Raw genomic sequence first — 14,528 nt, 5'->3', positions numbered from 1 at the left:
TCTTTATAAAGGGGGACGATAATATGGATGCTGTAGAGATAATGAATTTAACAAAACACTATGGAACTGTAAAGGCAGTAGATGATATTTCTTTTAAAGTTCAAAAAGGAAGCATATGTGGAATACTTGGACCAAATGGCTCAGGTAAAACTACAACTATTAAAAGTATTTGTAATTTAATAATTCCTGATAAAGGAAATATTAATATATGGGGAAAAGATAATAAAAAGTCTACAAATCGAATTTCAGCTGTATTTGAAGGTACTAGAAATCTTTATTGGAGGCTGACACCAAGGGAAAATTTGCGTTACTTCGCAGGCATAAGAGGATTGGGAGGAAAAAAGGTAGAAAAAGATATAAATATTTTAATGGATAGATTTAATTTAACAGATAAAGAGAATGTTATGGTAAATAATTTATCAAGAGGTATGCAGCAGAAAGTTGCTATAGCTACGACGTTAATCTGTAACTCCGATGTTATTTTGCTGGATGAACCTACCCTTGGTTTAGATGTTCAAAGTCATTCTGATATTAAGAATATATTAATGGATATAACATCTGATTTAGATAAAACTATTTTACTTAGTACCCATGATATGAATTTAGTTCAGGCTATTTGTAATGATGTAGTTGTTATAAATAAAGGTAAGATAGTTGCAAAAGATAATATGAAAAACTTATTAAATATGTTTAAAACCATGACTTATGAAATTGTATTGACAGAAAGTATTACTGAAGAAAATAAAAAGTTATTAATGGAATTAGATTATGAGTTTTATATTATAAATAATGGATCAAAAATAGAAGTAGATATACTAGATTTTGGAGATATATACATAATTATAGAAAGATTAAAAAATATAAATATCTTTATAAAAGAGATAAAACAAAAGAATATCAATTTTGAGAGAGTATATTTAAGTCTTACAGATGGGAAGGTGGATTAATTGGCTAAATATTACTATCTACTTAAAGTATCTATTGAAAGAACCTTAAAGGAATTGAGTAGGTATAAATTTAATACAATCTCAAAAATCTTATTCTATTATGTTTTATTTATGGCCATGTTTCTAGGATTTAAAAATTTTGGTATAGATATTGGAATTTCTCCTATAGATATGGGAGGCACTTTAGAAGGATTTGTAGTAGGATATTTCTTATGGACTATTATGGTGTCAGCCTATACAGATATTGCATATGGGATAATGAATGATGCTGGTAGAGGAACATTAGAACAGCTAAATATGTCAGGTATAAAGCTTTCAGCTATAGTGACTGTAAGAAGTATTTGTGAGTTGTTAATAACATTGATAGTTTCTATTATTTTATTATTTGTTATTATGTTAACAACTAGCATTAAACTTGAAGTAAATATATTTTCAATTTTATTTCCTGTAGTTATTGGTATATTTAGTATATTGGGCATAGGTTTGATTTTTGGAGGTTTAGCACTTATCTTTAAAAAGATTGGATCATTATTAAATATAGTTCAATACTCTTTACTAGCCTTTATTATGGTAAGTCCAAAAAATAAGATTATATATAATTTACTACCTTTTAGACCAGCAGCAGATAAAGTTTTTCTTACCATGAGAGTAGGATATTCATTTTTAGATTTCTCAATATATGATTATGGAATTATGATAGGGAATTCTCTTTTGTATTTTATCATTGGTTTAGTAGTATTTAATAAATGTGTTAAGTTTGCTAAAAAGAAAGGTTTATTAGGTCAATATTAGAATGACAATATTAATTAAATTAGTTAAAACCTTATAAATTACTTTTAGTGAACATTCATCTGTCTAATCTAGTGAATTTGATAATAATAAGATTAAATTACAAACGAAGTAAGCGCCAAAGAATAGACGTATGGAAATCGAACTTAATAGTTGATACGATAAATCCAGTAGAGATTAAGTTCTAATCTTTCTACTGGATTATATTTTTATGATTTAGTCTTAATTTTTAAATCGTTAGGTAAGTCCTTTTATACTATATATTAATGCGCTTGATTCTGCTCCTTTGGTTGAAGTTGAAAAGATCCAGTTTTTTCTACCAATCACAAGATGTATTGTGGTTTTGGAGTGAAAAAGATATCTATCTTAATTATACAATAGTGATTAAGATAGATATACAACAAAGTTCTGATGAATTATATTAAAAAATTAATCTGCATGAAGCATTTAAGGGTTTATTGCTTACAAATTTGATACTAAAAGTATTAAAATGTATCGGAAAAAAGCAAGAGCCAGAATTACCGAAATAATGCTGTCATGATACAGGTGCACCTTTGGCTATAGATGGTAAAAATCTTGAAAATTCAATCTTGAATAATCACATTTTGTAGAAAGGTACCTTGACACCAAGGGGGTACTAGATACTTACGACATCTTTATTGTATCCTCAAGGCATGTAGAGTGGGTTGTGAAGATAGAGAAGAAATAGATTTTATTGATCCACTCTTTATTGACTTTTTCGACGTATAATAGTATAATGATAAAAAATTTGAAATTTGAGGTGAAAAAATGATTAATTTTTCTTGCTAATTTTTAAAGTACATTTAATACAAAGGTAAACAGGTACGTTCTGTTTGTTTTGTTGTACTTATGCAAGAAAGTTATTCTTTTTTCTCTTAATATACACATTTGTGTTATGCTATAATGATTAGCTTAACTACGTATATCTATGAGCTGTAAGAATAATTAATTCTTGCGGCTCTTATTTTTTTATAAATAATTCGAATAAGGAGGACGAGTAATAGTTAATAAAATATTATAGAACTTTATAAAACTATTTTGAATTTATAGAATATTGCCATTACAATAAATTCAAGAGGTGATATAAATGAAATATTATTCACAAGAACAACTCAATCATTTTTAGGTACAAAAGGTATTGAAACTAAAACTAAAAAGGTAATTAGATATTGTAGAGTTAGTTCCCACAAACAAAAAGATGATTTTAAAAGACAAGTTGATAATGTTAAAACTTATATGATTGCTAAAGGTTACTCTTTTGGCATTATTACTGACATAGGAAGTGGAATAAATTACAATAAAAAAGGATTAAATCAATTAATAGATATGATAACTAATTCAGAAATTGATAAGATAGTAATTCTATATAAAGATAGATTATTAAGATTTGGTTTTGAAATTATAGAAAATCTATGTAATAAATATGGTACTACTATTGAAATTATAGATAATACTGAAAAGACCGAACAACAAGAATTAGTTGAAGATTTAATTCAGATAGTTACAGTTTTTAGTTATAGACTTAAAGACAAGAGAGCAAATAAAGCAAAGAAAATGGTTAAGGAGCTGTTAGAGGATGATACTAGCGAAGAAAGTTAGATTATTTCCAACTAAGAAGCAGGAAAAATCACTTTGGAAATCAGTTGGTACTGCTAGATATATTTATAATTGGACACTCGCCAAACAAGAAGAAAATTATAAAAATGGTGGCAAATTTATAAGCGATATAGATTTAAGAAAAGAGATAACTATTTTAAAAAAATCCGAATTAAATTGGTTAAATGAAGTATCTAACAATGTGGCAAAACAGGCTGTAAAAGATGCTTGTAATGCTTATAAAAACTTTTTTAAAGGATTAGCAGATAAACCTAGATTTAAAAGTAGAAAAAGAAGTAAAAAATCTTTTTACAATGACAACGTGAAACTAAAAGTCAAAGAAAACAAGTTAGTTAATATTGAAAAAGTTGGTTGGATAAGAACGAATGAGCAGATACCTGTGAATGTTAAATACTCAAACCCTAGAATATCATTTGACGGTAAGTATTGGTATATATCCATTGGAATAGACAAAGAAGAACAACATCAAGAATTAACAGATGTTAGTTTAGGAATAGATTTGGGATTGAAAGATTTAGCAATATGTTCAGATGGTAAAGTTTATAAGAATATTAATAAAACAAGAGTTGTAAAGAAAATAGAAAAAAGACTGCGTAGGTTGCAGCGTCAAGTCAGTCGTAAATACGATAAAAATAAAAAAGGAAAGGAGTATGTCAAAACTAGCAACATTATAAAACTTGAAAAGAATATACAACTACTGCATAGAAAATTAGCGAATATCAGAAAAAATTATCTTCATCAAACTACTACTGAAATAGTGAAAACCAAGCCATTCAGAGTAGTTATAGAAGATATTAATGTAAAAGGAATAATGAAGAATAAGCACTTATCAAAAGCAATAGCAAAACAAGGCTTTTATGAGTTCAGAAGAATATTAGAATACAAATGTAAATTTAACGGAATAGAGTTGGTTGTTGCAGATAGATTTTATCCATCTTCTAAAACTTGTAGTAAGTGTGGAAATATCAATAAAAGCCTTAAACTTTCTGATAGAGTTTATAAATGTGAATGTGGGTTATCTATTGATAGAGATTTGAACGCATCTATAAACTTATCTAATTATGTGTGCTCTAATGGGTATAAATCAGCATAAAATCACCAACAAGATGATGCTGATATGTAGGATTCGTTGTATCCGAATTTACGCTCTCGGACTACTGTATCAAACTAAAGTAGATTAACTTCGGTTATTCAAAATAGGGTAGGTTGAACAGAGAATTAAACACAATCTTTAGAGTTTTATAAAGTTTTGGCAACGGATAAATAATATTATGATAAATAAAGACACTTTGCTAACACATGATAATCTCCATATAGAGTCGGATATTGCAGGCGACACTTATATGGAGTAATAACAAGGTCGCCTATTGTTCCGACTTTGTTATTTATACTATTAAATACAGAGGAGGACAAAAATATGTCTTTAATAAATGTTACAGACCTAACCTTTGCTTATGAAAGTAGCTATGATAATATTTTTGAAAATGTAAGTTTTCAAATTGATACCGATTGGAAATTAGGCTTTACTGGAAGAAACGGAAGAGGAAAGACTACTTTTTTAAATCTTTTGCTTGGGAAATACGAATATAATGGAAGCATTTCAGCTGATATGATTTTTGAATATTTTCCTTATGAGGTGCAGGAGCAAAGCAATTTCACCATAGATATCATAAGGGAGATTAGTCCAAATTCAATGGATTGGGAAATAGTAAAAGAATTATCTTTATTAGATATGGACTACGATGCTTTATATAGGGAGTTTTATACACTATCTAAAGGAGAGCAGACCAAAGCATTGTTGGCTGCTATGTTTTTGAAGGAGAACTCCTTCTTGCTTATTGATGAGCCTACCAATCATTTGGATGCTGAAGCTAGGCAAAAACTAAGTAATTACTTGAAAAAAAAGAAAGGATTTATTCTGATTTCACATGATAGGTCTTTTTTGGATAATTGTGTTGACCATATCTTGTCTATTAATAAAACTAATATTGAAATACAAAAAGGAAATTTTTCTTCATGGTGGAGAAACAAAGAATTACAAGATGGTTTTGAACTAGCAGAAAACGAAAAATTGAAAAAGGATATTAACAGACTTTCCAGCTCGGCAAAACGTACATCTACGTGGTCAGATAGTGTTGAAAGCAGCAAGTATGGAACTACTAATTCTGGGAGCAAATTAGATAAAGGATATGTTGGACATAAAGCTGCAAAAATGATGAAGCGTGCTAAAAATATAGAAGCTAGACAACAAAACATGATTGAGGAAAAATCAAAGCTTCTTAAAAATATTGAATCTAATGAAAGTTTAAAAATAGTACCGCTTACTTTCCATGATAAAAAGCTTGTAGAACTTACAGATGTTGCAATTGAATATGATGATAGAATTGTCTGTGAAGGAGTAAGCTTCACTATAGAGCAAGGTGAAAAAATTGCTATTCAAGGAAAGAATGGCAGCGGAAAATCAAGTATATTGAAATTAATTTATGGAGAAGACATCCCCCATAGTGGAATTGTAAGAAAGAATGATAAGTTGATCATTTCCTATGTTTCACAAGATACTTCAGATTTATATGGTAACTTATCTGAGTATGCAGATAAACACTGTATTGACGAGAGTTTATTTAAATCGATGCTTAGAAAACTTGATTTTTCAAGAGAACAGTTTGAAAAGAATATCGAGGATTTTAGTGGAGGACAGAAGAAAAAGGTATTGCTTGCTAAAAGTTTGTGTGAGCAGGCACATTTGTATATTTGGGATGAACCATTGAACTTTATTGATGTCATTTCTCGTATGCAGATTGAGAAATTGTTAATTGAACATGAACCTACAATTTTGTTTGTTGAGCATGATAGTGCATTTTGTGAAAATGTTGCAACAAAAACAATAAAATTGTAAAGGTAGAAATAGTGTAACTATTAGAACACAATTTGGTTCTGAAATTGGTGCTGCTTGCGGACAGTTGTGTTATGAAAATGAATTATTGAGTAAAGAAATAGTCTCATTTTAAAGATTTTGAAGATTTTTAATTAAATATTCAAGAGTGTTGTATGTCCCTCAAACTTTAGATTTGAGGGACTTTTTGGTTAAGATGGGTGAACTTTTATGCAAGACTAAAGATTAATATTTATTTTGCTTTATTAATTTTGCAGTTATAATAAAACTAGATGTGTAAATACAAAAGATTTTACTTGTAAGGCATACTTGAAATGGAAATAGCAAACCTTAATACTGCTATTTATGATTATATCTTACCAATGTTAACTCTAATTAAGCTTGTAAGAATACAGATGGAGGTATGGGATGAATAAAATATTGGTTGTTGAAGATGAAGATATTTAATGAGAAAACAACAATGATAAATTGAAATTAATTTATAAAAGTTGGACAGTAAAAAAATTAAAGAATGGCGTTTACAAATAATTTTTCAGAAAAACACTCTGCGGCCAAGGGATAACTAGGTCTTGATGGTATCTTTATTGTCACCTCAAGGCACGTTGAGAGTATAATTCTGATGACGTATTGTGGTGACAAGAGCAATAAGTAAAGTTTAACCACGAGAATTAGTGGTTCTAGTGTAAATTAAGGGTCAAAAATCAGTGAAAAAGCACCATTTTTGACCCTTTTTTAGCATATCCAGTTCCTTTTTCAGCTTGGCATTTTTTTTGCGTAATTTTTAAATTTCATATTGATATACATTGCTTATAGCAAGACTGATATGAGAAAATCCATAGATGGTCTTGCTTCGATAGTATCTAATAATTTTAATCTAGGTCCATTTAATAAGATATCTATTTTATGCTAGTTTCTGAAATTGACTCATATACAAATTCTCATAAAAACCCTTCTTCATCATTAACTCATCATGAGTACCTTGCTCAACAATGGAGCCATTATTCATAACAAGGATTAAATCTGCATTTCTAATTGTAGAAAGGCGGTGAGCAATAACAAAGCTTGTTCTGCCTTTCATAATATTTTTCATGGCAGTTTGTAACATTGACTCAAGCCTTGTATCTACTGAACTTGTTGCCTCATCAAGAATTAAAATAGCTGGATCTGCCAAGAACGCTCTTGCTATGGTTAATAGCTGCTTTTCTCCAGCAGATATATTAGAAGACTCTTCATTGAGGACCATATCATAGCCATCTGGCTGTGTCTTAATAAAGTGATTCACATTGGCTATTTTAGCTGCACTGATAATATCTTCTCGAGCTGCAGTATCGTTGCCGTACTTGATATTATCGGCAATACTTCCGTTAAACAGCCAAGTATCCTGTAGAACCATTCCGAAAATAGAACGAAGATCGTCCCTCTTCATATCTTTGATATTTACACCATCCACCTTAATTGCACCACTATTTACATCATAGAAACGCATTAAAAGGTTGATCAGTGTTGTTTTTCCAGCACCTGTGGGTCCTACAATAGCTACCATTTGTCCACTTTTAACATCGAGATTTAAGTTCTCAATTAATGTATTATCCTTTGTATAGCCAAAGGACACATTTTCAAATGTAACATTTCCTTTTAAATCTTCAATGCTACGAGGATTTGCTATCTCTGGTATTTCATCCTCTGCTTCAAGAAAATCAAAAACTCTTCCTGAAGCTGCAATCGCAGATTGAATGGAAGATGATAATTGCGTTACTTGCTCAAGAGGCTCATTTAACTGCCACATATAACGCACAAATGCTTGAAGCTGTCCAACGGTTATGGCACCAGAAATTACGAAGGTTGTCCCTACAAAAATAACTGCTACCATTGCAATATAAGTGATAAAGGATATTAATGGTGACATAAGGCCTGATATAAACTGTGCTTTGAATCCATTCTCACAAAGATTATTATTAATCCTTTTAAATTGCTCAATGGATTCTTCTTGTTTGCCATATAATTTAATCTCTGTTAATCCTGTATATCTTTCTTGAATATAGCCATTTAAAGTTCCTAAGGCACGCTGTTGATTTCTAAACATAATAGAAGAACGCTTCATAATAAATCTCATAATAAAAGCACTGCCTGGAAGAATTAAAACAGCCATTACAGCCATAATAGGATTGATATAGAACATTAAGATCACGGCTAATGTGACGGATAAAATAGCACTTAATATTCTAGATAAAGATTGCTGCAAGGCATTTGATATTGTATCTATATCATTAGATATAATACTTAAGATATCCCCCACGGTACGCTTATCAAAATAACGAATTGGAAGTCTTGTGATTTTCTTTTGAACTTCATTTCTTAAATCACGCATAGAATTCTGTATCCCAATGGTTAAAAAGTATTGGGATAGAAAATTACAAGTGATATTTCCGATATAAATCACAAGCAATATTTTTAAAATCCCTAGAATATAAGAAAAGCTAATGGCTGCACCGGGAACGTTGTTGGAAATATTAGAAACATCATCTTTTAATCTCGTTGTAATTAAACCTTCTATCATTGGTGCCGCTGCTAGAAAGCCTGCATATATAATTAAAAGAAGAATTGAAGCGATAAAAAATTTCAAATAGGGCTTTATATAAGGGTATAATTTTTTCATTGCTCTAATTCCTCCTTTCTTAATTGTGAATCTGCAATTTCATAATAAACACTACATGTTTTCAATAATTCCTTGTGGGTTCCAATTCCTACGACTTCACCCTCGTTTAGAACTATTATTTTATCTGCATTCATTATGGTACTAATTCTTTGTGCTACAATAAATACAATAGATTCTTTTGTTTCTTTTCGTAAAGCTTCTCGCAACATAGCATCTGTTTTATAATCAAGAGCTGAAAAACTATCATCAAAGATATAGATTTCTGGTTTTCGAATCAGTGCCCTTGCTATTGAAATTCTTTGCTTTTGTCCTCCAGAAAAGTTTTTAGCACCTTCGCTGATATATTCTTGTAATTTGTCTGGCTTATTTTCTATAAATTCTTTTGCCTGAGCTATTTCGATTGCATGTTTCATTTCTTCTAAGGTTGCATCTGAATTACCAAACTTCAAATTCTCTTCGATGGTTCCATGGAACAAAAATGCTTTTTGTGGAATAAACCCAATCCTTTTACGAAGTACATCCATATCATAATCTCGAATATCCACATCATTTACTTTTATAGTGCCTTTTGTAACGTCATAAAACCTTGGAATTAAATTGATTAATGTACTTTTGCCACTTCCCGTACTCCCAATAAAAGCAATGGTTTCTCCTTGATTTGCTGTAAAGGATACATCCTTTATGACAGGAAGCTCACCATCAGGATACTGAAATGTAACGTGATCAAACTCTACTTTTGCTTTACCTTTTGTTTCTTTTACACCATTCTTAAGGCTTGTTATAGATGGCTCTTCACCTAATATTTCCTGGATACGATTTGCAGAAACCCTTGCTCTTGGGTACATTACAAATACCATAGAAAATAGCATAACTGAGAACAGTGCATGGAATTGATAATCTAAGAAGGCAACTAATTGACCCACTTGTAAAGTCCCTTTATCAATCATAATGGTAGAAACCCAAAACACTGCCAGCATGGACAAATGTAACAAGAAGAAAAATGCTGGTTGTGAGAAAGAAATGATCTTGAACAATTTCTTTGAATTAGCGGCATATATTTCATTGATTCCTGCAAAGCGTTCTGCTTCATAATCACTTTTTCTAAATGCCCTAATAACTCTAATGCCCAATAAATTCTCTCTTGAAATCCTATTTAAACGATCCAATCCTTTTTGCTGCGCATCAGAAATGGGATTGGTCACTTTAGCAACGATAATGACACCTAATATAATAAATGGAAAACTTGCTCCAATAATTAAAGATAGGCTTAAACTTGTTCTTATGGTCATAAATACACTGATAAAAATCATAATCGGTGCTAATAATGCTGTTCTGAAAAGCAAGTTTGAGAATAACATTAGCTGAAATGCATCGCTAGTTGTACGGGTGATCATGGATGATACACCAAATTTATTATATTCTGTATGGGAGAACTTCTGTGATTGTGCAAAAACATCATTTCGAATATCACGAATCATATACGTTGAAATTCTTGAAGAAGCATAAGTAATCAAAATCGTTCCTGCACCACCGATAATACTTACAAGTAGCATGATTATTCCCATTTTTTTAACATAACCTATATCACTATTACCAATACCTTTGTCAATCATTGCTGCCATGATTGTAGGGATACCTAACTGAACAGAAACAAAGCTAAATATGCCCAAGGTATTTAGTAGAATTAATTTGGGATATCTTTTAAGATATTTTAATATTAACTTCATAAATAACCTCCATTGAATAATATGACTTTAATAATATATTTCCAGATTCTTTGACTTTAAGGGACACTTGAACTATTATAAACTATAAGATTATCTTATAGTCAAGAAAAATAATTCATAAAACACTAAGAGTTCTAGGGAGGTTAATTATGTCTAATAGTAAAAACGAATATTTAACCACTGGTGAATTTGCTAAACTTTGTGGTATTCCAAAACATATTTTATTTCATTATGACCAAATAGGATTATTTCAACCTGAAATCATTAAAGAAAATGGTTATCGATATTACTCATTTCGTCAATATGATACCTTTTCTATCATTGCTGCTTTAAAAAGATTAGGTATGCCTTTGAAAGAAATTAAAGAGTTTATGGATAAGCGAAATCCAAATGCTTTAATTTCTTTACTAGATCAAAAATCAAATGAAGTTGTCAAAGAGCTTGTTAGGCTAGAGCAAATTAAACATGAAATTGATGCTTTAAAAAATTTAACGGAAGAAGCCTTAACTTTAGAATATAATAAAATTGAATTAGCTTATCATAAAGAGGTATATGCTCTACGAAGTTCATTAATTGATAGGGGTACAGATAATTCTTATCCTGATTTTATTTCTTCCCTAATTGCTTTTCGTAAAAGTAGTAATGCCAGTATGATTGATTTTCTAGGGGGAGCTCTTACTATTGATAATATTCTTAAGAAAAGATTTAATAGTTTTTCTTATTTATATACTAAAGGTGAAAACGTCCATGGCAAAGATGCCACTTTAGTACGTAGAGAAGGTTGGTATCTTCAAGTTTATTATAAAGGTAGTTATCAAAATATCAGTGAAATGTATACCAAGATTATTGAATATGCCACAAAACATCAGATTAAACTAGGCAAACACGCTTATGAAGAGTATCTTATTTTTGAGATTGGTACAAAGAATCGAGATGATTATGTTACTTTAATATTGGTTGAAATGTTAGAATAACTTTCCTTTACAACTATACTGATTAACCGTTATCAAGATATGAAAAAATGTTGGCGCAAGGAAAACAATGAGTGGGTATTAAAAGATATTGCCTTTACAGAATAGTGAGACCTGACTGAATATGAGTAATTGATAAAATATTTACACAGTACTATTAAAACGGGAGGTGTAGTATTTAGTGCGTTTTATGTCAATATACTTGCTGGATTTGCCTATATCGACTCATTCGTCGGAAGAATCATAGGCTTTTTATAAAGCGATTGGCTGTAATGAGGCAACAGAATACAATTTAATATTTCTGATAATTCAATATTTAATCTTGAATCAGTTTCAAAACCGATAACTGCTTTGGGTATAATGTTGTTAGTACAGACTAACAAACTTTCACTTGATGACCCTATATAAAAATGGTTGCCTGATATTCCTTATAAAGGAATTACAGTAAGGCAATTATTGAATCACACTTCTGGATTACCCGATTATTTAGATTTATTCGCATGTCACTGGAATAAATCCAAAATAGCAGTGAATCAATACTTATTTGAACTACTTATTAAGTATAAACCAGAACAGTTATTCAAGCCTAACGAGCGTGTGGAATATAGTAATACGGGTTATGTAATGCCTGCTCTTATTATTGAAAGGGTTTCACGTCTTTCGTTTGCAGAGTATATGAAAAAAATATCTTTATACCTATATCCTGAAAAAACACCGTTAGTATGTTATTGATTTTTGGATTTTTAAATATTTTTAAACATGCTTGATATTGTTAATTTTTATTCAATCCATCAAAAACAAGACTTTAGTAGTATATACAATAATGTAGAGAGATATATATAATATTTATTATCTAATAATATGGATTGGAGGCACTTTTATGGAAATTTATGAATCTCAAATGTTATCATTATTCAATAAGAAAGGGAAAAACATAGCTTTACTTAGAACAGTTATTATTTTTACTCTTATTATCGTATATCTTGTTTACTCTGATTTTGCACCTATTAAATTAATTCAGGGACCTACTCCGTTGGAGGATATCAGTGTTGTCGACTATAATAATCAATATGTAACAGCAGAAATGAATCTATCACCTGGCGCCTATATGGATACCTCCTCTACTGATAAGAAAACCAATATTTCAACCACCATAAGATCCGACTATGTAATCCCTACAAATGATGAGAATCTAATGGGGGTTTCCATTTCCAAATCAGACATTGAATTGGCAAATAAGATAGTGGACGAAACCTATGATTGGTTGGACAAAAAAATTGAATATCCTACTTCCTCCCTTGAAGTCAAAGGAACACTTCAAAAGATGGATGATGAGGAATACCGTTATTTTGTTAGATTTATGGAATATCTTGGCTATACAACAGAAGAAATAAATGGATTTGCTATTCCCTATGTTTTAAAACAAGGATATATTGGTAAATTAAATGAGGATGCTGTTGTTCTTTTAGGAATTACATCCATCGGTTTAGTATTATTTGCTATTTATACACTAATAAAAGCTTTCAGTGGTTCTTATCAGAAAAATATATTAAAATACATTGATAATAATCCGTCAATAAGCTTTAAAGAACTTGAGACTGATTTTTCTACAGCCATACCAGTAGGCAAAAAGATATGGGTAGGAAGTAGATGGACTTTTTATTTAGACGGTGCGGCAGCCCAATTAGTGGACAATAATGATACTATATGGGCCTACCGCAGTGAACACACAGTAATACAAAAAGGGGGAGGGTTCAATAGATCTATAAGTATTAAATTATTTGATATCAATAAGAGATATACAAGTTTAAATGTTAAAAAAGATGCTGAAGCTGATCAGATACTGCAAATATACAATGACATTCATAATCATATGGTTATTGGATATAGTCGTGAGCTTGAAAAATGCTTTCAAAAAGACTTTGATACATTTTTAGGTATGAAATACCATTCAACAGCTCAAGAGTAAGCCTTGATATGGATATAGATAATAAATATTAGAAAAACAGGGGTGTTACTTTATGCAGTGTAAAAACGGAATAAAATATATACTAATTTTTCTTGTGATTCTCTTAATACTTTCAGGTTGTAGCAATGAACTGGAAAAGGAGTCAGAAGCAGCTGACCCAATAGATGTAATAATAGATTATGGTGACTTTCAATTAGTTGTAGGAGATACACGATTAAAGGACATACAAGATGCGGGATATGTTGTTGCCTTAGATAAACGTTTAGAGGAAGGGATTGAAGGTAAGGTTATGCCTTCAAGAAGCTATTCTTTAGAGGGCTATATGGGCGGAGATAATAAGTTATACTGCAAATTTGAGTTCTTAAATCCCCTAATGAACCAAACCATGTATTTTGAAGAATGCTTGATTAATCAAGTTACCGTGTCATTTATTTCTTTACCCTACCAGTACGAATATGACAACAGCAATACCTTAATTAATGGTGAGAACTATAATGGTCTAACTGTTTCTGAGGTTGATGAAAAGTTGCTGGATATTACAACTGACCATCAGGAGTTTAAAAATCCTGATGGAAGTGTTGGAATAAAAGCTTATCGATTAGGAAACAACAGGCTTTCCTTTGCTTTTGATTATGAAACTCATCAAGTGAATTCAGTAGAGATCGAGATAGCCCACTATAATTATTAGTATCCCTCGTCAAGAGATATTTAAAATACGAAAGAATACCCCATTTTCATACCTCAAATAATAGTATTTTTTACTGCATCAATACCTTTATAATGATCATAACAAATAAAGTTAAAATTTATTTAAATAGGTGTATTTTTGTTCCCTTGGGCTTGTGCTTGGGGGAATTTTTGTTATGGGGGGTCTATTGTATACGCAAAAGTAAACTATTACGCAGAAATAAATAAATCCTGTTTAAACTTAATAATTG

General features: G+C 30.5%; 10 protein-coding genes and 2 pseudogenes. 10 read left to right on the top strand and 2 right to left on the bottom strand.

The genetic code is table 11. The annotated features are described in order from the left end of the window. The first annotated feature begins 23 nt into the window (after positions 1 to 23). The 6 genes and pseudogenes from HYG84_RS01230 to HYG84_RS20785 all read left to right on the top strand — a co-directional run bounded on the left by HYG84_RS01230 (position 24) and on the right by HYG84_RS20785 (position 7,177). Complete coding sequence (locus HYG84_RS01230; RefSeq protein ID WP_212380005.1) at positions 24 to 947, top strand: ABC transporter ATP-binding protein; 924 nt, start codon at positions 24 to 26, stop codon at positions 945 to 947. Further along, positions 948 to 1,739, top strand: a complete 792-nt coding sequence (locus tag HYG84_RS01225; RefSeq protein WP_212380004.1) for a hypothetical protein — start codon at positions 948 to 950, stop codon at positions 1,737 to 1,739. It begins immediately after the preceding gene. A 1,108-nt stretch (positions 1,740 to 2,847) separates the two neighbouring features. Further along, a pseudogene (locus HYG84_RS01220) lies at positions 2,848 to 3,356 on the top strand (IS607 family transposase); the annotation flags it as partial. Continuing rightward, positions 3,334 to 4,467 (top strand): RNA-guided endonuclease InsQ/TnpB family protein, encoded by a 1,134-nt coding sequence (locus HYG84_RS01215; protein WP_212380002.1) that lies wholly within the window; start codon positions 3,334 to 3,336, stop codon positions 4,465 to 4,467. The pseudogene HYG84_RS01220 and the gene HYG84_RS01215, both read left to right, overlap by 23 nt. Before the next feature lie 324 nt (positions 4,468 to 4,791). Beyond that, positions 4,792 to 6,270, top strand: coding sequence for an Lsa family ABC-F type ribosomal protection protein (locus HYG84_RS01210; RefSeq protein WP_212380000.1), 1,479 nt, complete (start codon positions 4,792 to 4,794; stop codon positions 6,268 to 6,270). 820 nt (positions 6,271 to 7,090) lie between these two features. Further along, a complete protein-coding gene (locus HYG84_RS20785; protein ID WP_442860801.1) occupies positions 7,091 to 7,177 on the top strand; it encodes a hypothetical protein in 87 nt (28 codons plus the stop codon). Here HYG84_RS20785 and HYG84_RS01200 read toward each other — a convergent pair. Together HYG84_RS01200 and HYG84_RS01195 are read right to left on the bottom strand one after the other, a co-directional pair. Continuing rightward, positions 7,169 to 8,923, bottom strand: a complete 1,755-nt coding sequence (locus HYG84_RS01200; protein WP_212379996.1) for an ABC transporter ATP-binding protein — start codon at positions 8,921 to 8,923, stop codon at positions 7,169 to 7,171. The genes HYG84_RS20785 and HYG84_RS01200 overlap by 9 nt on opposite strands. Further along, the gene (locus HYG84_RS01195; RefSeq protein ID WP_212379994.1) at positions 8,920 to 10,650 is read right to left on the bottom strand and encodes an ABC transporter ATP-binding protein; all 1,731 of its coding nucleotides are present in this window, start codon (positions 10,648 to 10,650) and stop codon (positions 8,920 to 8,922) included. The genes HYG84_RS01200 and HYG84_RS01195 overlap by 4 nt, the downstream gene beginning before the upstream one ends. Before the next feature lie 149 nt (positions 10,651 to 10,799). Between HYG84_RS01195 and HYG84_RS01190 the strand changes: the two genes are divergently transcribed. From HYG84_RS01190 to HYG84_RS01170, 4 genes and pseudogenes are all read left to right on the top strand, one after another. Next, positions 10,800 to 11,624 (top strand): MerR family transcriptional regulator, encoded by an 825-nt coding sequence (locus HYG84_RS01190; protein ID WP_212379992.1) that lies wholly within the window; start codon positions 10,800 to 10,802, stop codon positions 11,622 to 11,624. Positions 11,625 to 11,981: 357 nt separating this feature from the next. Further along, a pseudogene (locus tag HYG84_RS20780) lies at positions 11,982 to 12,353 on the top strand (serine hydrolase domain-containing protein). A 148-nt stretch (positions 12,354 to 12,501) separates the two neighbouring features. After that, the gene (locus HYG84_RS01175) at positions 12,502 to 13,590 is read left to right on the top strand and encodes a DUF6709 family protein (protein WP_212379989.1); all 1,089 of its coding nucleotides are present in this window, start codon (positions 12,502 to 12,504) and stop codon (positions 13,588 to 13,590) included. Positions 13,591 to 13,642: 52 nt separating this feature from the next. Next, positions 13,643 to 14,278: a hypothetical protein gene (locus HYG84_RS01170; RefSeq protein WP_212379987.1), complete on the top strand. Its 636-nt coding sequence runs from the start codon at positions 13,643 to 13,645 to the stop codon at positions 14,276 to 14,278. The last annotated feature ends 250 nt before the right edge of the window (positions 14,279 to 14,528 follow it).

Origin of the sequence: Alkaliphilus sp. B6464 (assembly GCF_018141165.1) — a bacterium.
GTDB lineage: Bacteria > Bacillota > Clostridia > Peptostreptococcales > Natronincolaceae > Alkaliphilus_B.
The sequence above is the reverse complement of the archived record's forward strand: the minus strand, read 5'-3'. Positions and strand labels throughout refer to the sequence as shown.